20 protein-coding genes are annotated in these 21,484 nt (G+C 30.4%); all 20 read left to right on the top strand.

Translation table 11 applies throughout. The features are described from left to right. Nucleotides 1-51 precede the first annotated feature (51 nt). The 20 genes from uppS to KQI42_RS06530 all read left to right on the top strand — a co-directional run bounded on the left by uppS (nucleotide 52) and on the right by KQI42_RS06530 (nucleotide 21,462). The gene (gene uppS / locus KQI42_RS06625) at nucleotides 52-801 is read left to right on the top strand and encodes an undecaprenyl pyrophosphate synthase (protein WP_216518002.1); all 750 of its coding nucleotides are present in this window, start codon (nucleotides 52-54) and stop codon (nucleotides 799-801) included. Further along, on the top strand, nucleotides 802-1,581 hold the full coding sequence (locus KQI42_RS06620) for a phosphatidate cytidylyltransferase (RefSeq protein ID WP_216518000.1): 780 nt from the start codon (nucleotides 802-804) through the stop codon (nucleotides 1,579-1,581). It abuts the gene before it with no gap. Between the two features lie 21 nt (nucleotides 1,582-1,602). Then, a complete protein-coding gene (gene rseP / locus KQI42_RS06615; RefSeq protein WP_216517998.1) occupies nucleotides 1,603-2,613 on the top strand; it encodes an RIP metalloprotease RseP in 1,011 nt (336 codons plus the stop codon). Nucleotides 2,614-2,617: 4 nt separating this feature from the next. After that, nucleotides 2,618-3,673 (top strand): flavodoxin-dependent (E)-4-hydroxy-3-methylbut-2-enyl-diphosphate synthase, encoded by a 1,056-nt coding sequence (gene ispG / locus KQI42_RS06610; RefSeq protein WP_216517996.1) that lies wholly within the window; start codon nucleotides 2,618-2,620, stop codon nucleotides 3,671-3,673. 114 nt (nucleotides 3,674-3,787) lie between these two features. Next, nucleotides 3,788-4,453, top strand: a complete 666-nt coding sequence (locus KQI42_RS06605) for an MgtC/SapB family protein (RefSeq protein WP_216517994.1) — start codon at nucleotides 3,788-3,790, stop codon at nucleotides 4,451-4,453. Nucleotides 4,454-4,469: 16 nt separating this feature from the next. Next, nucleotides 4,470-8,741, top strand: coding sequence for a PolC-type DNA polymerase III (locus tag KQI42_RS06600; protein ID WP_216517993.1), 4,272 nt, complete (start codon nucleotides 4,470-4,472; stop codon nucleotides 8,739-8,741). A gap of 163 nt (nucleotides 8,742-8,904) precedes the next feature. Next, the gene (gene rimP, locus KQI42_RS06595) at nucleotides 8,905-9,369 is read left to right on the top strand and encodes a ribosome maturation factor RimP (protein WP_216517991.1); all 465 of its coding nucleotides are present in this window, start codon (nucleotides 8,905-8,907) and stop codon (nucleotides 9,367-9,369) included. Nucleotides 9,370-9,383: 14 nt separating this feature from the next. After that, nucleotides 9,384-10,427: a transcription termination factor NusA gene (gene nusA, locus KQI42_RS06590; protein WP_216517989.1), complete on the top strand. Its 1,044-nt coding sequence runs from the start codon at nucleotides 9,384-9,386 to the stop codon at nucleotides 10,425-10,427. Between the two features lie 18 nt (nucleotides 10,428-10,445). Then, nucleotides 10,446-10,721 carry an RNase P modulator RnpM gene (gene rnpM, locus KQI42_RS06585; protein ID WP_343231655.1) on the top strand — a complete coding sequence of 92 codons (276 nt, stop codon included), beginning with the start codon at nucleotides 10,446-10,448 and terminating at the stop codon, nucleotides 10,719-10,721. Between the two features lie 82 nt (nucleotides 10,722-10,803). Beyond that, complete coding sequence (gene infB / locus KQI42_RS06580) at nucleotides 10,804-12,783, top strand: translation initiation factor IF-2 (protein ID WP_425519752.1); 1,980 nt, start codon at nucleotides 10,804-10,806, stop codon at nucleotides 12,781-12,783. Between the two features lie 13 nt (nucleotides 12,784-12,796). Further along, nucleotides 12,797-13,174 (top strand): 30S ribosome-binding factor RbfA, encoded by a 378-nt coding sequence (gene rbfA, locus KQI42_RS06575; protein ID WP_216517985.1) that lies wholly within the window; start codon nucleotides 12,797-12,799, stop codon nucleotides 13,172-13,174. Beyond that, the gene (locus KQI42_RS06570) at nucleotides 13,143-14,147 is read left to right on the top strand and encodes a DHH family phosphoesterase (protein ID WP_246566189.1); all 1,005 of its coding nucleotides are present in this window, start codon (nucleotides 13,143-13,145) and stop codon (nucleotides 14,145-14,147) included. Before rbfA ends, KQI42_RS06570 begins: the two co-directional genes overlap by 32 nt. A gap of 4 nt (nucleotides 14,148-14,151) precedes the next feature. Further along, on the top strand, nucleotides 14,152-15,039 hold the full coding sequence (truB, locus tag KQI42_RS06565) for a tRNA pseudouridine(55) synthase TruB (RefSeq protein WP_216517983.1): 888 nt from the start codon (nucleotides 14,152-14,154) through the stop codon (nucleotides 15,037-15,039). Between the two features lie 10 nt (nucleotides 15,040-15,049). Next, complete coding sequence (locus KQI42_RS06560; protein ID WP_216517981.1) at nucleotides 15,050-15,964, top strand: bifunctional riboflavin kinase/FAD synthetase; 915 nt, start codon at nucleotides 15,050-15,052, stop codon at nucleotides 15,962-15,964. Between the two features lie 127 nt (nucleotides 15,965-16,091). After that, the gene (gene rpsO / locus KQI42_RS06555; RefSeq protein WP_216517979.1) at nucleotides 16,092-16,361 is read left to right on the top strand and encodes a 30S ribosomal protein S15; all 270 of its coding nucleotides are present in this window, start codon (nucleotides 16,092-16,094) and stop codon (nucleotides 16,359-16,361) included. 98 nt (nucleotides 16,362-16,459) lie between these two features. Next, nucleotides 16,460-18,562 (top strand): polyribonucleotide nucleotidyltransferase, encoded by a 2,103-nt coding sequence (gene pnp / locus KQI42_RS06550; RefSeq protein WP_216517977.1) that lies wholly within the window; start codon nucleotides 16,460-16,462, stop codon nucleotides 18,560-18,562. Nucleotides 18,563-18,669: 107 nt separating this feature from the next. Next, entirely contained in the window at nucleotides 18,670-19,383 is a 714-nt protein-coding gene (locus KQI42_RS06545; protein ID WP_216517975.1) for a polysaccharide deacetylase family protein, read from the top strand. Between the two features lie 16 nt (nucleotides 19,384-19,399). After that, nucleotides 19,400-20,677 carry a M16 family metallopeptidase gene (locus KQI42_RS06540; protein WP_216517973.1) on the top strand — a complete coding sequence of 426 codons (1,278 nt, stop codon included), beginning with the start codon at nucleotides 19,400-19,402 and terminating at the stop codon, nucleotides 20,675-20,677. 10 nt (nucleotides 20,678-20,687) lie between these two features. After that, a complete protein-coding gene (gene dut, locus KQI42_RS06535) occupies nucleotides 20,688-21,119 on the top strand; it encodes a dUTP diphosphatase (protein WP_216517971.1) in 432 nt (143 codons plus the stop codon). Nucleotides 21,120-21,213: 94 nt separating this feature from the next. Further along, on the top strand, nucleotides 21,214-21,462 hold the full coding sequence (locus KQI42_RS06530) for a YlmC/YmxH family sporulation protein (RefSeq protein WP_216517969.1): 249 nt from the start codon (nucleotides 21,214-21,216) through the stop codon (nucleotides 21,460-21,462). Nucleotides 21,463-21,484: the final 22 nt, after the last annotated feature.

Genomic DNA, 21,484 nt, shown 5'->3' with positions numbered 1-21,484 from the left:
TGGAACCCCTTCTTAAGTAGGAAGGGGTTTTTAATGATGGGAGGAAATATTATGGGAAATCAAGAATTAAGTATAGAAGAGCTTAAAAATGAAATTGATATAAAAAAACTTCCTAAACATATAGCTATAATCATGGATGGTAATGGAAGATGGGCAAAAAAGAGATTTCTTCCCAGAAATGCAGGGCATCAAGAAGGAATGGAAAGAGTAGTAGAGATTGTAGAGGTGGCAGCAGACTTAGGTATAGAATATTTATCTCTTTACGCTTTTTCCACAGAAAATTGGAAGAGGCCTATGGAAGAAATTGAAGGTCTTATGAAAATACTTGTATTTTATATAAAGAGAGAATTGGATAAACTTCATAAAAATAATATAAAGATTCAAATAATGGGTGATATTAGCAAACTTCCGACAAAACCCAGAGAAGAAGTACTTAGAGCTGTTGAAAAGACTAAAAATAATACAAGAATGATACTTAATATAGGATTAAATTATGGTGGCAGAGATGAAATTATATATGGGATTAAAAATATTTTAAAAGATATAGAATTGGGTAAAATGGATATAGAAGAATTAAATCCAAATAGTTTTTCTAATTATCTATATACAAAAGGACAACCGGATCCAGATCTCCTTATTAGACCAAGTGGAGAATTAAGGCTTAGCAACTTTATGTTATATCAAATAGCATATGCTGAATTTTGGTTTTCAGATATTAATTGGCCAGATTTTAAAGAAAAGCAATTTTATCAAGCTATACTAGACTATCAAAAAAGAAACAGAAGATTTGGGGGAATATAGGTGAAAGACTTTGGAAAGAGGACTTTAAGTGGAATAGTAGGAATTATTCTATTAATCATTGTGGTTGCTAAAGGGGGAGGATATTTATCTTTTGCCATATATTTATTATCAATAATTGGATTAAGGGAATTTTATAAAGCTTTTGAAAATATTAATATTATACCAGTTGAAATTGTAGGATATATTGGATGTACTGGATTGTATCTAAATTTATTAGGATTAAAATTTATATCTATGGATTTTGTTCTTACGGCAATAATTGTTTCATTGATGATTCTTCTGATAACAAAAAAGGAAGTTACGATAGAAGGCATATCTGTAACAGTATTAAGTTTAATTTATATTCCATTTTTATTTTTTCATATTGTTTATTTAGATAAAAGTAAGTATATTTGGCTAATTTTTATTATTGCTTTTGGTACTGATACCTTTGCTTATTTATCAGGTAATTTATTTGGAAAGAGAAAACTATGCCCTAAATTAAGTCCTAACAAGACCATAGAGGGATCTTTAGGAGGAATAATTGGTAGTATAATATTAACAGTCCTTTATTCTATGTATTTTGGACTAGAGCCTATTTGGAAATTAATTATATTATCTATTGTTTGTTCTGTGATTGCTCAGTTAGGTGATTTAGCGGCTTCAAAGATAAAAAGAATTTCAGGAATAAAAGATTATGGTTTTATTATGCCAGGACATGGTGGCGTATTAGATCGTTTTGATAGTATACTATTCACTGCTCCAGTTGTATACTATTACGTTAGCTGCTTTTTACTTTAAATTGAATAGGTGGTGTTTAAATTGTTAACATTAATAGCTGCAATATTTGTATTCCTAATGGTTATTTTATTCCATGAATTTGGGCATTTTGCCGTAGCGAAAATGGTAGGAATACGAGTTAATGAGTTTTCCATAGGAATGGGTCCTAAACTATACCAAAAGAAAAAGGGTGAAACTGACTATACCCTAAGATTACTTCCTATTGGAGGGTATGTTAGAATGGAGGGGGAAGACGAAGCATCTAATGATCCTAGAAGCTTCAATAAAGTGCCAGCAACATCTAGAATAGCTGTAGTTGCCGCTGGAGCTATAATGAATTTTGTTTTAGCTATATTGGTGCTTACTATAGTTTCCTATGGTGCAGGTATGCCTACAAATGTAATTCAAGAAACTATAATTGAATCTCCAGCACAACAAGCAGGAATAAAGTCTGGAGATGCTATTATAAGCATAAATGATGAGAATACTAGTAGTTGGAATAAAATAGTTAAATCTATTAATGCATCTGATCCGAATGAAGAAATGAAGATCACGGTTTTAAGAGATCACGAAAAAATAAATTTTAAAGTTAAGCCTGTTGTAGAAGAAAACAAAACAATTATAGGCATTGTGCCGAAATCTGTTCAATCCATTGGTTATGCTATAAGAGGTGGTTTTGAAAAGACTGGAATGTTCTTAAAATTGATGTTTCAATTTGTTGGTATGATTTTTAAAGGTCAAGTCAGCACAAAAGATTTATCAGGTCCAGTAGGAGTAATCCATGAAGTAGGGCAGGCGGCAAAATATGGATTTTTAAATTTATTGTATATAATGGGCTTTATAAGTGTTAACTTAGGATTTTTTAATTTACTTCCTATACCAGCTTTAGATGGTAGTAGAATAATGTTTCTTTTAATTGAAATTATTAGAGGAAAGCCAATAGATCCCGAAAAGGAAGGATTTTTCCATTTCGTAGGTTTTGTACTTCTTATATTATTGATGATAGTAGTAACTTATAGAGATATTATAAAATTTCAATTATTTAGAGGATGATATTATGGAAAGAAGAAAAACTAGAGTAATTAAATTAGGGAATGTTCTTATTGGGGGGGATAACCCAATTACTATTCAATCTATGACGAATACATTTACAAAGGACATAGAATCTACTGTAAACCAAATAAAAACTTTAGAAGATGAGGGTTGCAATATAATTAGAGTAGCTATTACAGATTTTGATGATGCTAAGGCTATTAAGGAAATAAAAAATCAAATTAGTATTCCGATTATAGCTGATATTCAATTCGATTATAGGTTGGCTCTTGAATCCATAAAATATGGTGTAGATGGATTGAGAATTAACCCAGGTAATATAGGCTCTCTAAATAGGGTAAGGGAAGTTGTGAATTCTTGTAAGGAACATCAAGTCCCTATTAGAATAGGCGTAAATTCTGGGTCTATTAAAAAGGAATATTTGGAAAAATATAATGGAGTAAATGAAGATTCTATGGTATATAGTGCTTTAGAGCAAGTAAGACTTTTAGAAGATATGGACTTTTATGATATAAAAATATCTCTAAAAGCTAGTAGTGTTCCTTTAACTATTAAATCCTATGAAAAAATATCTAATATGGTGAATTATCCTCTTCATTTAGGTATTACTGAAGCTGGGCCGATTTGGAAAGGCACTATCAAATCTTCTGCTGGTATTGGTGCTTTATTATCTATGGGTATTGGTGATACATTACGAATATCTTTAACAGGAGATCCTATAGAGGAAATAAAAGTTGCTAAAGAAATATTAAAATCTTTTGGATTACTTAAAGAAGGAATCGAGATTATTTCTTGTCCAACCTGTGGAAGAACAAATATAGATCTTATTAAATTAGTGGAGCAAGCGGAAGAAAGACTAGAAGGCATTACTAAACCTATAAAAGTTGCTATTATGGGATGTGCAGTAAATGGTCCTGGTGAGGCCAGGGAAGCAGATATTGGAATCGCAGGAGGAAAAGGAGAAGGCTTGATTTTTAAGAAAGGTGAGATAATTAAGAAGGTAAAAGAAGAAGATTTATTAGATGAATTGATAAATGAAATAAGAAAGGATTTTATATAATTATTTTAAATCAATGAAATCTTTTTGAAATAAACTTTAGTCAAATTATATCCTAGATAAATTTATACTCTCTTATATATTACAAAAAATATGAAATAGATTGGAGTTGTATAATTGAATTATAAAAAGGTGATATTCAGACTTTTATTGTCTCTTATATTATCAAGTCTTATAGGCATGGATAGAGAAAGTACTAAAAAGCCTGCAGGACTTAGAACGCACATTCTTGTTTCATTAGGATCAACTTTGGTTATGCTTCTATCCATATACTTACATGAAATGTTTGCAGAAGGTTCCACTTATTATTCTGATCGGTTGACGGCTCAAGTAATAAGCGGCATTGGTTTTTTAGGGGCTGGAACTATTTTACATAGAGATGGAGGAATAGTTACGGGTTTAACTACTGCTGCTAGTCTATGGGTTGTTGCTTGTATAGGGCTGGCTGTTGGTGCAGGTTTTTATCTAGGAGCTGTAATAACAACTTTGTTAGTTATTATTACTTTAATATCCTTTTATAGAGTAAGTAAAAAAATAAAGATAAAAGGACAGATTGTTTTTATAACAATAATTTCTTTAGATCAACCTGGGCAAGTAGGAAAGATAGGGCAGGTTATTGGTGACTATGGGGTTAATATAATAAATATTGACTTAGAGCATAAAGAAGAAGGACTGATAAAAATCAATCTTGAATTGAGTATTATAAATCCTATTATCAAATATGAACTATTAAGTACATTATCTAAAATAGATAATGTACTAGAAATATCTCAACAAGGATAAGGGGGTATAACTTTTAATGATAAATAATGGAATTAAATTAGCTGAACTAAATATTGATAAAGAATATACTCATCTTAAAAAATTGGATTTAGTTATATCTAAGGTTGAAGTAGTAAAAGAAAAAATGGATTTAAATGTTTATTTAACATCTAATAGAATTGTAGAGTACTTAGATTTAGAACTTATAAGTAAAATGTTCAATGAGATTTTCAAGGAATTTAATGTGAAAATTATGATTAGCTATTCTATATCAGGAACGAATAAGGAATTAATTGATTCATATAAGGAAAATTTATACTATATTATTGAAAAAGAAATTCAATCTAGCAGTTCTTGGATTAAAGAACTGGAGTGGGAGGTTGCTGGCGATTCTCTTAATATTTTCCCACCTAATCAAATAGCGTTGTTTTCTTTAGAGAAATATAATATAGTTGATGAAATTAGAAATAGACTTTTTTATGAGCTAGGTCTAAATGTAAGTGTGAATCTTTGTGATTCTAAGTATAAGATAGATGAAATGGATTTCATGGAGCAAACTTTAAACGAAGAAAAGCAAATATCTATAGAAACCCTAAACAATGTTGCCACTAATGATAAAAAGTCTCCAAAATCTGATTTACAAGTGTCAAATAATTATATATATGGTAAAAGAATCGTTGAACTTCCGATGAAAATTAAGGATATAGATCTTCAAACAGGGTTAACTGTTATTGTTGGTGAGGTTTTTCAATTAGAATCTAGACCAATTAAAGGAAATAAGAAACTTATCACATTTCATGTATCAGATTTAACTGATGCAATGACAATAAAAGTTTTCTTAACAGATAAACAAGCGGAAGAGTTTGAAACTAATGTTGTTAATGGAGCTTATGTAAAAATAGAAGGGGATGTTGTGTTTGATAATTACTCTAAACATTTAGTTGTTATGTTAAAATCTTTAAATAAATTAGAAAAGGAAGAAAAAATAGATAATGCCCGTGAAAAGAGAGTAGAACTTCATTTACATACCCAAATGAGTTCTATGGATGGAATTTCTACTCTGAAGAAATTAGTAGAAAGAGCAAAAAAATGGGATCATAAAGCAATTGCAATTACGGACCATGGAATTGTTCAAAGTTTCCCAGAGGGCATGGAATTAGGTAAAAAATTGGGGATAAAAATCATATATGGTCTAGAAGGCTATTTGATTAATGACAAGAAGGGAATAATAACAAATTATGATCCAAGTAAAGAATATGATACTTTTGTAGTTTTTGATTTAGAAACTACAGGATTATCAGCTATAAACGATATGATAACAGAAATTGGTGCTGTAAAAGTAAAGGATGGAGTTATTATAGATACATTTAGCCAGCTCATTAACCCAGAAAGATTAATTCCAGAAAAGATAACTAGTATTACTGGTATTACTAATGAGATGGTAAGAGATAAACCTACAATTAAAGAGGTATTACCGGATTTTAATAAATTTATTGAAGATTCTGTGCTGGTTGCTCATAATGCTACTTTTGATATTGGTTTCATGAGAGAAAAAATGAGATTGAGTAATCTAAGTCTCCATAATCCTATTTTAGACACATTAGAATTATCTAGAGCAGTATTTCCAGAGCTAAAGAGTCATAAGCTAAATATAGTAGCAAAACATTTAAATGTATCTTTAATAAATCATCATAGAGCTGTTGATGATGCTACTGCTACAGCTGAAATATTTTTAAAGACAATGGATTTATTAAAAGAAAATGGAGTAACTAGTTTTAAGCAAATTAATAGCTTAAATTCTAGAAAAGATATGACAAAGGATGAAACTTTTCATATTGTTATTTTAGCTAAAAATTTAGTCGGATTAAAAAACTTATATAAACTAGTGTCAGAATCACATATAAACTATTTTCATAGAAGACCAAGGATACCAAAATCTTTATTAGAAGCAAATAGAGAAGGATTAATTATTGGAACTGCTTGTGAAGCTGGCGAATTATATAAAGCTATATTAAAAAGTAAAAGTGCTAATGAAATAAGAGATATAGTTAAATTTTACGATTATTTAGAAATTCAGCCAATTGGTAATAATATGCACTTAGTTAGGAATGGACTAGTAAAAGATGAAAATGAACTTAGAGAAATAAATAAGAAAATATATAACTTAGGTCAAAAGTATAATAAGTTAGTAGTTGCTACTGGAGATGTACATTTTCTAGATCCAGAGGATGAAATTTATCGAAGAATATTAATGTCGGGACAAGGTTTCTCAGATGCAGATTTACAGCCGCCTTTGTATTTTAAGAGTACGGAAGAAATGTTGGAAGAATTTAAATATCTAGGTGAAGAAAAAGCAAAAGAGGTAGTAATAACAAATACTAATATAATAAGTGATATGATTGAAGATATAAAACCTATTCCTGAAGGAACTTTTCCCCCAATTATAGAGGGAGCTGATGAAGAGTTAAAGAAAATAACTTATAGTAAAGCTGTAGAGATATATGGGGATCCATTGCCGGATATAGTACAAAAAAGGTTGGATAGAGAATTAACCTCCATTATTAGTAATGGGTATGCTGTTATGTATATTATTGCTCAAAAACTAGTGTGGAAGTCGTTAGAAGATGGATATTTAGTTGGTTCAAGGGGATCTGTAGGATCTTCTTTTGTTGCAACTATGAGTGGAATAACTGAAGTAAATCCTTTGATGCCTCATTACGTCTGTCCAAGTTGTAAATATAGTGAATTTATTGAGGATGGTTCTATTGGATCAGGGACAGATTTACCTGATAAATTATGTCCTAAATGTGGAGATAAGTTTAATAAAGATGGGCAGGACATACCTTTTGAAGTATTCTTGGGTTTTGAGGGGGATAAGGAACCAGATATAGATTTAAATTTTGCAGGAGAATATCAACCAACGGCTCATAAATATACTGAGGAGTTATTTGGAGAAGGTTATGTATTTAGAGCAGGAACTATAGGTACTATTGCTGAAAAAACTGCGTATGGGTTTGTAAAAAAATATTTTGAAGAAAGAGATATTACTGTTCATCCTGCAGAAATTAACAGGTTAGTACAGGGATGTACTGGAATTAAAAGAACTTCTGGACAGCATCCTGGTGGAGTTATGATAGTTCCTAAACACAAAGATATATTGGATTTTACTCCAATACAATATCCAGCTGATGATAAGACTTCTGGAGTTATTACTACCCACTTTGATTATCATTCAATAAGTGGTAGAATACTAAAGTTAGATATATTAGGCCATGATGTTCCTAGTATTATAAGAATGTTAGAAGATATTACAGGTATTGATCCAAGAAGTATTCCTTTGGATGAAGAAGAAACAATGAAAATATTTACAAGTACTGAACCTTTGGGTATTACTAAAGAAGATATTAATTGTGAAGTTGGGACTTTGGGGATACCGGAGTTTGGAACAAAATTTGTTAGACAAATGCTAGTAGATACTAAACCTACAACTTTTTCAGAACTAGTAAGAATTAGTGGACTTTCTCATGGTACCGATGTATGGCTTAATAATGCACAGAACTTAGTTAGGAATAATGTAGCACCTTTAAGTAAAGTAATATCTACAAGAGATGATATAATGCTTTATTTAATATATGCCGGTCTTGATAAAAAGAGATCTTTTAAAATCATGGAAAAGGTACGAAAAGGAAAAGGACTATCGCCAGAAGATGAGGAATATATGAGGAGTTTTAATATACCAGAATGGTATATTGATTCTTGTAACAAAATTAAGTATATGTTTCCTAAAGCTCATGCTGCAGCATACGTTATGATGTCCTTTAGAATAGCATATTTTAAGGTCCACTATCCTGAAGCTTTTTACGCCACTTATTTTACAACAAAAGCTGCAGATTTTGATGCTAATTTAGTTTTACAAGGAAAAGAAGTTGTAAAAAATAAAATTAAAGAGCTAGAAAGTTTATCTAACAATATGACGGCTAAGGAGAAAAATTTATTGACAGTTTTAGAAGTGGTTTTTGAAATGTATGCTAGAGGCTATAATTTTGAGAAGGTAGATTTATATAAATCTGATAGTGATAAATTTTTAATTGGTGAAGAAGGAATACTACCACCATTAAAGGGGCTGGAAGGTGTTGGAGAAACTGTGGCAAGGAAAATAGTTGAAGAAAGAAATATATCTAAGTTTATTTCAGTTGAGGATTTAGTAAACAGAGGGAAAGTTAGTAAACCAGTTTTAGAAGCTTTAAGACAGCATGGATGTTTAGATGGATTACCTGAGAGTAATCAAATAAGCCTTTTTACTATTTGATTTTTTGTAAATTTATGATATAATTATTATGACAATAATAAGGATTTTCTTGGCAAAGAGTGGGTTTCCCCACTCTTCATTTATTTAAGTAGAAAGAATTATTAATTAGTATAATTATTCTTCAATTATAAAAAAATACATATAAGCTATGGGGGTGATATCAATGAACAAAAAAGAAATACTCAAGGTTATTAACAATCTCTGTGAACCAATTACTAAAGAAATTGGCTATGATTTAGTAGATGTTGAGTTTGTTAAAGAGGGCTCAAGCTATTTTTTGAGAGTATATATAGATAAACCAGGGGGAATAAATTTAGATGATTGCCAAAAAATGAGTGAGTTACTTAGTGATAAACTAGATGAGGTTGACCCTATCAGTGTAAGCTATTATCTGGAAGTTTCATCTCCTGGATTAGATAGGCCTCTAAAAACTGATAAAGATTTAAAGAGAAATATTGGTAAAGATATAGAAGTCAAGTTATATAATAACTGGAATGGTAAAAAAATTTTTGTAGGTGTATTAGAAAATTTCAATGAAAAAGAAGTTATTATTATGGAAGAAGAAATGGGAGAGGTCAATATTCCTAAGGAATCCATATCTATAATAAGATTGGCAGTTAAATTTTAAGGGAGGTTTAATTAATGAATGCAGAGTTTATTGAGGCCCTTCTAGAGATAGAAAAAGAAAAAGGGATATCAAAGGATGTTATTTTTGATGCTCTCGAATCTGCACTTATCTCAAGCTATAAGAAAAACTTTGGGTCATCACAAAATGTAGAAGTGGAAATTGATAAGGTAACGGGTAAAGTAGGAGTATATGCTAATAAAACTGTAGTAGAAGATGTAGAGAATGAGTATTTAGAAATAAGCTTAGATGATGCTAAACATATAGATAATAAATACCAAATAGATGATATTGCAAAAGTAGAAATAACTCCTAAGAATTTTGGACGTATTGCTGCCCAAACAGCAAAGCAAGTTGTTATTCAAAGGATAAAGGATGCTGAAAGAGAAGTAATATATGATGAATTTATTAATAGAGAAAATGAAATCATAACTGGTATGATTCAAAGAATTAGCAAAAATAATGTTTATATAGATTTAGGAAAAACAGAAGCTGTTCTACCTCCCACTGAGCAAATTGAAGGGGAAGAATATGAGCAAGGGGATAGATTGAAATTATTCATATTAGAGGTTAAAAAAACCACTAAAGGACCTCAAATAGTGCTTTCTAGATCTCACCCTGGATTAGTGAAAAGACTATTTGAATTGGAAGTTCCTGAGATAAACGATGGTATCGTTGACATTTATGCTATATCGAGGGAGGCTGGATCTAGAACTAAAATTGCAGTACACTCAAAGGACCCAAATGTAGATCCTCTAGGAGCTTGTGTTGGTTTTAAGGGAAGTAGGGTAAAAGCTATTGTAGATGAGTTAAATGGAGAAAAAATAGATATAGTAATATGGAGCAAAAACATTGCAGAATTTATAGCTAATAGTTTGAGTCCTTCCAAGGTATTAAAAGTAGAAGTAAATGAAAAAGAAAAATCTGCTTTAGTAGTAGTTCCAGATTATCAACTATCTTTAGCAATAGGTAAAGAGGGACAAAATGCTAGATTAGCAGCTAAGTTAACTAATTGGAAGATTGACATTAAGTGTGAGAGTCAATATGAAGGAGAAATTTAACTATAGAGGGGTGATATAGTGAAAGTTAAAAAGATTCCTCTAAGGAAATGTATAGCTTGTGGAGAAAGCAGACCTAAAAAAGAACTAATTAGGATTGTTAGGAATAAAGAAAATGAAATTAATGTAGACCTTACAGGTAAAATGAATGGTCGTGGAGCTTATATTTGTTTTAAAAATCAGTGTTTTGAATTAGCAAAGAAGAATAAAAAGTTATCAAAAGCTTTAGAAACTGAAATCACCGATGAGGTATATGAAAGACTAGAAGATGCTATTAAGTTAAATCAAGAACAATGATAGCAAATATCACCTGTAAATAATATAGGGGGTGTATAATTTGACAAAAATTAGGATTTATGAATTAGCAAAGGAATTAAAAATGAGCAGTAAAGAATTAATTCAAAAAATAGAGGAATTGAATATAGATGTAAGCAGCCACATGAGTTCTATAGAAGGTGAAGAGGCAGAACTTATAAAAGAAATTATTGAAGAGGAAAAGAAAGGACCAAAGAAGGAAAATAAACATAATAATAAACAAGAAAAAAAGAAAGAAGAAATCATAAAAATTGAAAAAGAAGAAACACTAATAAAACCAGAAGGGAATGAAGAAATTATAGAAATCGAAAATAATATTATTGTAAAAGACTTGGCTGATAAAATAGGAGTAAACGCTTCTCAAGTAATTACTAAATTAATTGGTTTAGGTGTTATGGTAAATCAAAATCAATCTATTGATTTTGATATTGCTAGCATTGTAGCTGACGAATTTGGAGTAACTGTTACTGCAAAGGAAGAGGATATTGAAGAAGAAATAGATGAATTTGATTTAGACTTTGAGGATAAATCTGAGGATTTAAAATCTAGACCTCCTGTAGTAACTGTTATGGGACACGTTGATCACGGTAAAACTTCTTTATTGGATGCCATTAGAAAAACTAGTGTAACAAAGCAAGAAGCAGGTGGAATTACTCAGCACATAGGAGCCTATACAATTAATGTTAATAATAAGAAGGTTGTTTTTTTAGATACACCTGGTCATGAGGCTTTTACTTCTATGCGTGCTAGAGGGGCTCAAGTTACTGATATTGCCATATTAGTTGTTGCGGCTGATGATGGTGTTATGCCACAAACTATAGAAGCTATTAATCATGCCAAAGCAGCTCAAGTACCTATTATAGTTGCTATTAATAAAATAGATAAACCTACTGCTAATATTGATAGAATAAAGCAAGAACTAACAGAATATGGATTAATTCCTGAAGATTGGGGTGGCGATACTATTACTGTGCCAGTATCTGCACTGAACCATGAAGGTATTGATGAACTACTTGAAATGATACTTTTAGTTGCAGAGATGCAAGAACTAAAAGCAAATCCAAATAGAAATGCTATTGGTACTATAGTAGAAGCTCAACTAGACAAAGGTAAGGGACCCCTTGCAACGGTATTAGTACAGAAGGGGACGTTACACGTAGGCGACATGGTTGTATCTGGTACATCTAGTGGTAGAGTGAGAGCTATGCTAGACGATAAGGGAAAAAGAGTTAAAAAAGCTGGACCTTCTATACCAGTTGTTATATTGGGATTATCTGAAGTTCCAAATTCTGGAGATTTTCTATATGCTGTAGAAGATGAAAAAACAGGAAGAGCTTATGCAGAGAAGAAAAGAGATGTTATTAGAGAAGAGCAAATGAAATCCAATCAAAAGGTTTCTTTAGATGATTTGTTTGAAAAAATAAAATTAGGAGAAATAAAAGATTTAAATATTATAATTAAGGCTGATGTTAGAGGATCTATAGAAGCTTTAAAACAATCTTTAGAAAAACTAAATACAGAAGAAGTTCAGACTAATGTGATTCATGGCGGAGTTGGTGGAATTACAGAAAGCGATATAATGTTAGCTTCTGCTTCTAATGCTATAGTTATTGGATTTAATGTAAGACCAAATTTAAATGCTTTGGATGTTGCTAAGAGAGAAAAGGTAGATGTAAGAACTTATAGAGTCATTTACGAAGCAATAGAAGATGTTCAAGCAGCTATAAAGGGTATGCATGCTCCTACTATAGTTGAAGAAGTTATTGGTAGGGCTCAAGTAAGAGCAACTTTTAAAGTTCCAAATGCAGGTACGGTGGCTGGAATTTATGTATTAAACGGAAAGCTTACTAGAAATGGAAAAATAAGACTCCTTAGAGATGATGTAGTAATTTTTGAAGGTGGAGTTTCCTCGTTAAAGAGATTTAAGGATGATGCAAAAGAAGTGTTGGCAGGATATGAAGCAGGATTAGGCCTTGAAAATTATAATGATATTAAAGAAGGGGATGTTTTAGAGGCTTATATTTTGAAAGAAGTAGAAAGATAAGAGGTGATCCATTATGGATAATAAAAGATTGAATAGAATTTCTGAAGAAGTAAGAAAAGTAATTTCGGAATTAATTTATAATGGACTAAAAGATCCGAGGGTTAATCCTATGACTAGTGTTACTAAAGTAGAAGTAACTAGGGATTTAAGATTTGCAAAGGTTTATATATCGGTATTAGGAGATAAGGAAGAAAAAGACGAAACACTAAAAGGATTAGAAAGTGCCAAAGGATATATAAGAAAGGAAATCGGGAGTAGAATTGATTTAAGGTATGTTCCAGAGCCAATATTTACTTTAGATGAATCTATAGAGCAAGCTATATATATGTCTAAATTAATTGACAAAGTAAATAAAGTAGATGAAGATAAAAGAGGTAATGATGATGAATAATGATTCACTAGATAATCAAATGGATCTATCTATTGAGCTTATTAAGCAAAGTAAAAAAATATATATTGGATCTCATATTCAACCTGATGGCGATAATATAGGATCTATTTTAGCATTGGGATTAGCTTTAAAGAAGATAGAAAAAGAGGTTTTCATTGTGAAAACTGATGAAATACCTTCAGATTATACTTTTCTTCCTAATATAGATATGATTAAAGATTATGATGAAAAGGATAATATCATAGATTTATTTATTGCACTAGATGCTAGTGATTTAGATAGATTAGGTTCTAAGAAGACTATGGTTTTGAAAGCCAATAAAGTTTTAAATATTGATCATCATAAAAGCAATACCTATTTTGGAGATGTAAATGTTGTATCAGAAAACTCATCAGCAACTGGAGAATTAGTTTATAGATTAATAGAGAAGATGGGAATTGAATTAGATAAAGACATAGCTGCCTGTATTTATACTGCCATAAGTACAGATACAGGTAGCTTTATGTATGATAGCACTACTTATGAAACTCATGAAATCGTAGCAAAATTATTGAAAACAGGTATAGACAAGAATAATATTAATATTAACCTTTATCAAAATAGAAGTTTAGAAAGAACCAAACTTTTCATTAAGGCTCTAGACGGTTTAGAAACCTGCTTTGATAATAAAGTTGCTATTGTGAAAGTTACTCAGGAATTATTGAAAGAGAGTAAGGCTAAGATGGAAGATACAGAAGGCATAGTTTCCTTTATTAGGGATATTGCTCCAGTAGAAGTGGCTTGCCTTCTAAAGGAATTTGAGAAAAATCAAATTAAAATAAGTGTAAGAAGTAAAAGGTATATTGATGTTTCTCAGATATGTGAGAAATTTAATGGTGGCGGACACAAAAGAGCTGCTGGTTGTACAATATATGAAGATGTGGAAAAGGCCAAAGAATTGATTTTAGAAGAGATAAAGGAATCTTTTAGGTGATTATATGGATGGAGTAATAAATTTATTTAAACCAAAAGGTATGACTTCTCATGATGCAGTAAGTATTATGAGAAGAATTTTAGGGACTAGAAGAATTGGTCATACTGGGACTTTGGATCCTAATGCAGCAGGTGTATTGCCTCTGTGTATTGGAAAGGGGACTAGAATAAGTGAATACTTGCTTGATGTAGATAAGGAGTATATTGGAGAACTTACTCTTGGTTTAGAGACTGATACACAAGATGAAGAAGGAAGAGTAATTAATACTTCTTCTATTAAGGTAAATGAACAAGAGATAATTGAAACCTTTTCCAAATTTACGGGAACTATAAGCCAAGTTCCACCAATGTACTCTGCTTTAAAATATAAAGGTAAAAAGCTTTATGAATTAGCTAGGGAAGGCAAAATTATAGAAAGAGAACCTAGAAGCATAAATATTTATGATATTAAAGTTATGAATATTGAAGATAATAAAAAGATTCTATTTTATACTAAATGTTCTAGGGGTACCTATGTAAGAACTTTATGTAATGATATAGGCAGAACTTTAAATACCTATGGATATATGTCATATCTGCTTAGAGTAGGTGTTGGTAATTTTAAAATTGAGGACGCTCTTAGTGTTGATTACATAGTCTCTCTAGATAAAGATAATATTAAAAGTTTTATAACTCCAATGGATAAAGCTTTAACTCATTTTAGTACTATAAATGTTCCTGATTCATTTTTTTCAAAGATAGTCAATGGAGTTCACCTGCCTGTTAATTATAATGATGAGAATAAGAACAGTAGTTTATTGCGAGTGTATTGTAAAGATAAATTCATTGGAATTGGAAGAATAATAAATAAGGATAATGAACAATACTTAAAGATGGATAAAGTATTAATATAGGGTGGTATATATGGAAACTATAGATATATCAAAATATGAAGAAAATAGATTTAATACGGCTGTTGCCTTAGGAAACTTTGATGGAATTCATATAGGTCATCAACAATTAATTAAAACTATGGTAGAGAGATCTAAAGAGTTAAGCTTAAATAATTCCCTTTTGTTGTTTAGAAATCATACTAAAACTGTTATTGATCATAATAGGCCTAAAGTAATAACAAATAATGATCAAAAGCTTAAAATTGCTAAAGATTTAGGAGTAAATTTAATTTATACAATGGATTTTAATGAGGAAGTTATGAAATTATCTGGAGAAGAATTTGTGAAGAATATTCTTCTAGATAGAATAAAGGCAAAGCTTTTAGTAGTTGGTTTTGATTATAGATTTGGATATAAGGCTTCTGGTAATGCAGATTATTTGAAAGAGTTGGGAAACAAGTTTAATTTTCAAGTTGAAGTAGTTAGGCCAGTTTATGAGAATGACCAAATAGTTAGTAGCACTACTATTAGAAACCTTATTTCTGAAGGACGTATCAGAGAAGCAAACAACATGCTTGGAAGAGACTATACATTAATCGGAACTGTAATTTCAGGTAAAAACAGAGGAAACAAGTTAGGATTTCCTACTGCAAATATAGATCCTATAGATAATTATGTACTTCCTAAAACAGGGGTATATAAAACAAATACTATAATTGATGGATGTAAATATTTAAGTGTTACAAATATAGGATATAATCCAACTTTTAATGAGGATATATTAAAAATTGAAAGTCATATACTAGAGTTTTCTGACAACATATATGGGAAAAAGTTGGAAATAGAACTTATAGATTATATTAGAGAAGACATTAAATTTACCAACAAAGATGAATTGATTTATCAAATTAATAAAGATATAGAGTTGGCAAAAAAAACATATTAATATTTACATTTTAAATTTATTGTGTTAAAATGGTAATGATAAAGATTACCTTTTGCTACGTTTAGCCGTATCCTCGGCGGTTTACTTAGCTAATGGTGTATTTAAAATTAATAGGAGGTGTATTTAGATGTCTTTAACTAAAGAACAAAAGAATCAAATTATTGAAGAGTACAAATTACATGAAGGTGATACAGGTTCACCAGAAGTTCAAATTGCACTTTTAACTTATAGAATCAATTTGGTAAATGAGCATTTAAAAGCTCATAAGAAAGACCATCATTCCAGAAGAGGGTTACTTAAGATGGTAGGACAAAGAAGAGGTCTTTTAAAATATTTAGAAAACAATGATATTGAAAGATATCGTTCTTTAATTGAAAAATTAGGAATCAGAGGTTAATAAGAGCGGGGTAATCCCGCTCTATTGATTTATTCTAGTGTTTTTAATTTAAAATAGGATATAATAAGTATTATATATAAAAAATAAGGAGGTATTGCATGGAAAAAAAATTCCAGTATAAACTTGCTGGTAGAAACCTTACTGTAACTACGGGAAAAGTAGCAGAGCAAGCTAGTGGTTCCTGTCTAATCCAATATGGAGATACTGTGGTTTTAGTAACTGCGACAGCATCAAAACAGCCAAGAGATGGAATAGATTTTTTCCCATTGAGTGTTGATTACGAGGAAAAATTATATTCAGTAGGCAAAATACCAGGTGGTTTTATTAAAAGAGAAGGAAGACCTAGTGAAAAAGCGATTCTAACATCTAGACTTATTGATAGACCAATTAGACCTTTATTTCCAGATGGCTATAGAAATGACGTACAAGTCATAGCGACTGTTTTATCTGGAGATCCAGATTGTTCACCAGAAATAACAGCAATGATTGGTTCTTCAGTAGCATTATCAATTTCTGATATTCCTTTTAATGGACCAACAGGCTCAGTATTAGTTGGTTTAATTGATGGGAATTTTATTATAAACCCAAACAGCCAAGAAAGAGAAAAGTCAGAGATTCATCTAGTGGTATCGGGAACAAAGGATGCTATTATGATGGTAGAAGCAGGTGCTAACGAAATTTCTGAGTCTGTTATGTTGGAAGCTATTATGTGTGCTCATGAAGAAATAAAGAAAATATGTGATTTTGTAGAAAAAATAGTTAAAGAGGTTGGAAAAGAGAAGCAGGAATATACAGTATTTAAAGCTAATGAAGAAATTGAAGCAAAAGTCAGAGAATATGGAACGGAAAAAATTATTACTGCAATAAATACTGTAGAAAAACAAGCAAGAGAAGAAAATTTAGAAAATGTAAGGGTAGAAATAGAAGAATTATTTTTGGAAGAATATCCTGATATGGAAAAAGATATCAATACAGCAATAGAATATATAATCAAAGAAGAAGTAAGAAGGCTCATATTAGAAGAAGGAATAAGACCTGATAATAGAAAGGTTAATGAAATTAGACCAATTACTTGCGAAGTAGGATTGCTTCCTAGAACTCATGGATCAGGCTTGTTTACTAGAGGTCAAACTCAAGTATTAACTGTTGCAACTTTAGGTGCATCTGGTGATGTTCAGATAATTGATGGTATTGGTGAAGAAGAATCAAAGAGATATATGCATCATTATAATTTTCCTCCATATTCAGTTGGAGACACTAGAGTATTAAGAGGACCTGGTAGAAGAGAAATTGGGCACGGGGCATTAGCAGAAAGAGCATTGGAACCTGTGATACCTAGTGATGATGTATTTCCATACACTATAAGATTGGTATCTGAAGTTTTAAGTTCTAATGGTTCTTCATCTCAAGCAAGTGTTTGCGGAAGTACTTTAGCATTACTTGATGCAGGTGTACCTATTAAATCTCCTGTAGCAGGAGTAGCTATGGGGCTTATTAAGGCTGAAGGTGAAGATAGGGTAGCTATTTTAACAGATATTCAAGGAATGGAAGATCACCTAGGAGATATGGACTTCAAAGTTGCTGGTACTGAAAAAGGTATAACTGCTATTCAGATGGATATAAAAATATCTGGTATAAATAAACCTATTTTACAGGAAGCTTTAGAAAGAGCAAGAGAAGGAAGACTATTCATTTTAAATAAGATGTCTGAAACTATTTCTACACCTAGAGAAGAACTATCACCTTATGCGCCAAGAATATATACAATGCAAGTTAATCCAGATAAAATTAGAGATATTATTGGACCTGGTGGAAAGGTTATTAATAAAATTATTGATGAAACTGGTGTAAAAATAGATATAGATGAAAAAGGAAAAGTTTCCATAGCGGCTGATAATCCTGACAACGGACAGAAAGCTATAGATATGATTACAAAGATTGTTAAAGAAGTTGAAGTTGGAGATATATATTTAGGTAAAGTTACTCGTATTACAAACTTTGGAGCTTTTGTTGAAGTCTTAAATGGCAAGGAAGGATTAGTGCATATATCTAATATTGCTAGAGAGAGAGTTAATAAGGTAGAAGATGTTTTATCTATTGGTGATGAAGTCTTAGTTAAAGTAATAGATATAGATAATCAAGGCAGAATAAACTTATCAAGAAAAGCAGTATTGCCAGAAGAGCCAAAATCAGAAGAATAAATTTAAATTAATGCATGAACCCAAAATTGGTTCATGTTTTTAATTTTTTGTATAAATTTAGTTCCTTTGAATATATATATAAATAGAGTATATTTGGAGGGATGTATATGAAAATATTAGTTCTAAACAAAAGAACAGTAACTACATTATTAGCAATACTAGCTATTATATTGGTGGTTTCTGTGTTTTTAGTATTATATAATAAGGCAGAAGAAACTTTTAATACAGATGTATATTATCAGGGAAATGTAGATGATAAAATTATTGCTTTTGCATGTAATGTAGATTGGGGAAATGAATATATACCAAAGATGCTAGAGTTATTTGAGAAAGAAAACATAAAAATTACTTATTTTGTTACAGGAAAATGGACAGAGGGAAACAATGATATATTGAAGCAAATTTATGATAAAGGTCATGAAATAGGAAATCATGGTTATAAACATATAGATTATGATAAATTAGATTATGAAAGAAATAAAGAAGAAATTATAAAAGGTCATAATGCTATTAAAGATGTAATTAAGGAAGATGTTAAATATTTTGCACCACCTTCAGGTGCCTATAATGATAGTACAGTTAAAGCTGCTAAAGATTTAGGATATCAGGTTATTATGTGGAGTATAGATACAATAGATTGGAGAAAAGACAGTACTAAGGATATAATTGTTAATAGAGTTACTGAAAAGGTACATAACTCTGCCATAGTTTTAATGCATCCAACAGAAGAAACTGTAAAGGCTTTACCAGATATTATAAATTTCTTATTTAAAAAAGGATATAAAATTGGTACAATAAGTGATGTAATACAAAATAATTAGAACTTAGGAGGACAGAATGTACGTATTTAATAGATTGGATAATGGCATTAGAGTTGTCATGGAGAATATTACCTATGTCAACTCTGTCTCTATTGGAGTAATTATAGGAAATGGATCCATAAAAGAGGACAAGCACATAAATGGAATTTCTCATTTTATTGAACATATGTTATTTAAAGGCACTAAGAATAGAAATGCTAAAGAGATTGCAGAAGCTATAGATAATATAGGAGGTCAATTAAACGCATTTACAGGAAAAGAATATACTTGTTATTATGCACAAGTATTGGATAATCATCTTTCTATAGCTATCGATGTTTTAGGGGATATGCTTAATAATTCTTTATTTCTAGAAGAAGATATTGAAAAAGAAAAAGGCGTAGTTATGGAAGAGGTTAGTATGTATCTCGATTCTCCAGAAGACTTGGTATATGATTTATTGAATGAAATAATGTTTGAAAACACTTCTTTAGCTTACCCTATTTTAGGAACAGAAGAAACAATAGATAGATTTAGAAAAGATGTTTTATTAGATTATTTTTATGAAAATTACACCCCAGAGAATATTGTAATTTCCTTAGTGGGTAATTTAGATATTAAACATACTATAAAATTATTAAATCAATATTTTGGAAGTTTTAATAAAGAAAGAAAAAAAGGTTCTATTAAAAATAAATCTAATTTTAGATTTATTCAAAATATAAAAGGATTAGAGAAAGATATAGAACAGTTAAATTTTTGTTTAGGTATGGAAGGTGTTGAAAGAGGTTCTGATGATATGTATCCTTTGTTAGTAATGAATAATATCTTTGGCGGAAGCATGAGTTCAAGACTATTTCAAAAAATTAGAGAAGATAGGGGTCTTGCTTATTCGGTTTATTCTCATCCTTCATCTTATGAGGATATTGGAACTTTTACTATATATGCAGGATTAAATTCTGAGCAAATGGTTAATGTAGTAAAGCTAATTGATGAAGATATTAAATATATAAAAAAGAATTTAATATCAAAGGATGAACTTATTAAGTCAAAAGAACAGTTAAAGGGAAATTATATATTAGGTATGGAAGGTACATTCAGCAGGATGTTTGAAATCGGTAAGTCACTTTTAATGTTAAACAAGGTTCAATCTCCAGAAGAAGTATTAGATCAAATAAATAGAGTAACTATAGAAGATGTGGAAAAGATAGTTAAACAAATATTTGATAAAAATAAATTTAATATTGCTTATGTAGGAGATTTGGAAAATAGTGAAAAAGTAGAAAAGCAAATAAAGGATATATTATTTAATTGAGGTGATAAATATGAAAGTGAAAATAATTAATGAGAGTTCATTCTCCTTACCAAAATATGAGACCAATGGTTCTGCGGGATTAGACCTACAGGCAAGTATAAAAGAACCTATTGAACTAAAACCTTTAGATAGGGTTTTAGTTCCTACAGGTATATTTCTTTCTATACCGAAAGGTTATGAGGGGCAAATAAGAGGAAGAAGTGGTCTTGCTTTAAAGCATGGAATAACATTAGCTAATGGTATAGGAACTATAGATAGTGACTATAGGGGAGAAATTAAAATAATTCTAATAAATTTAGGAAAAGAAAATTTCATTATAAACCAAGGAGATAGAATTGCTCAACTAGTATTTATGAAATACGAGAAAGTAGATTTTGAAGAAGTTGATTTTTTAGATGATACACATAGAGGAATAGGTGGTTTTGGGCATACAGGAATTTAATATCATAAAAAATCTTATCATAAATGATAACTCATAATTTCTAACTAATTTCATATAATTTAATAATTAACTATAAGAAAAATGAGGTGATTATATGAGACTAAGTGAATTAGGAGGAAAAGAAATAGTTAACTTAAACGATGGTGGCAGATTAGGGATTATTGCAGATTCAGATATTATTATTGATGAAATATCTGGAAGAATATTGACTTTATTGGTCCCTGAAAGAAGGATACAGATTAGTAGATTGTTTGGTGGGGAAAGTGAAGGAATTGAAATCCCTTGGCACACAATTAGAAAAATTGGTAATGATATGATCATAGTAGAATTAGATATGTATTAAGATTAATACTATCACAACATAC

This window comes from Tissierella simiarum (assembly GCF_018917865.1).
GTDB lineage: Bacteria > Bacillota > Clostridia > Tissierellales > Tissierellaceae > Tissierella_C > Tissierella_C simiarum.
The sequence above is the reverse complement of the archived record's forward strand: the minus strand, read 5'-3'. Positions and strand labels throughout refer to the sequence as shown.

What these genes read in the sequence shown, in the direction of transcription:
- nusA (WP_216517989.1), top strand. Translation starts at nt 9,384, where the DNA reads ATGAATGCAGAGTTTATTGAGGCCCTTCTAGAGATAGAAAAAGAAAAA.
- KQI42_RS06570 (WP_246566189.1), top strand. Translation starts at nt 13,143, where the DNA reads ATGAAGATAAAAGAGGTAATGATGATGAATAATGATTCACTAGATAAT.
- rimP (WP_216517991.1), top strand. Translation starts at nt 8,905, where the DNA reads ATGAACAAAAAAGAAATACTCAAGGTTATTAACAATCTCTGTGAACCA.
- KQI42_RS06560 (WP_216517981.1), top strand. Translation starts at nt 15,050, where the DNA reads ATGGAAACTATAGATATATCAAAATATGAAGAAAATAGATTTAATACG.
- KQI42_RS06530 (WP_216517969.1), top strand. Translation starts at nt 21,214, where the DNA reads ATGAGACTAAGTGAATTAGGAGGAAAAGAAATAGTTAACTTAAACGAT.
- dut (WP_216517971.1), top strand. Translation starts at nt 20,688, where the DNA reads ATGAAAGTGAAAATAATTAATGAGAGTTCATTCTCCTTACCAAAATAT.
- KQI42_RS06540 (WP_216517973.1), top strand. Translation starts at nt 19,400, where the DNA reads ATGTACGTATTTAATAGATTGGATAATGGCATTAGAGTTGTCATGGAG.
- pnp (WP_216517977.1), top strand. Translation starts at nt 16,460, where the DNA reads ATGGAAAAAAAATTCCAGTATAAACTTGCTGGTAGAAACCTTACTGTA.
- KQI42_RS06600 (WP_216517993.1), top strand. Translation starts at nt 4,470, where the DNA reads ATGATAAATAATGGAATTAAATTAGCTGAACTAAATATTGATAAAGAA.
- truB (WP_216517983.1), top strand. Translation starts at nt 14,152, where the DNA reads ATGGATGGAGTAATAAATTTATTTAAACCAAAAGGTATGACTTCTCAT.
- rpsO (WP_216517979.1), top strand. Translation starts at nt 16,092, where the DNA reads ATGTCTTTAACTAAAGAACAAAAGAATCAAATTATTGAAGAGTACAAA.
- rbfA (WP_216517985.1), top strand. Translation starts at nt 12,797, where the DNA reads ATGGATAATAAAAGATTGAATAGAATTTCTGAAGAAGTAAGAAAAGTA.
- ispG (WP_216517996.1), top strand. Translation starts at nt 2,618, where the DNA reads ATGGAAAGAAGAAAAACTAGAGTAATTAAATTAGGGAATGTTCTTATT.
- infB (WP_425519752.1), top strand. Translation starts at nt 10,804, where the DNA reads ATGAGCAGTAAAGAATTAATTCAAAAAATAGAGGAATTGAATATAGAT.
- uppS (WP_216518002.1), top strand. Translation starts at nt 52, where the DNA reads ATGGGAAATCAAGAATTAAGTATAGAAGAGCTTAAAAATGAAATTGAT.
- KQI42_RS06545 (WP_216517975.1), top strand. Translation starts at nt 18,670, where the DNA reads ATGAAAATATTAGTTCTAAACAAAAGAACAGTAACTACATTATTAGCA.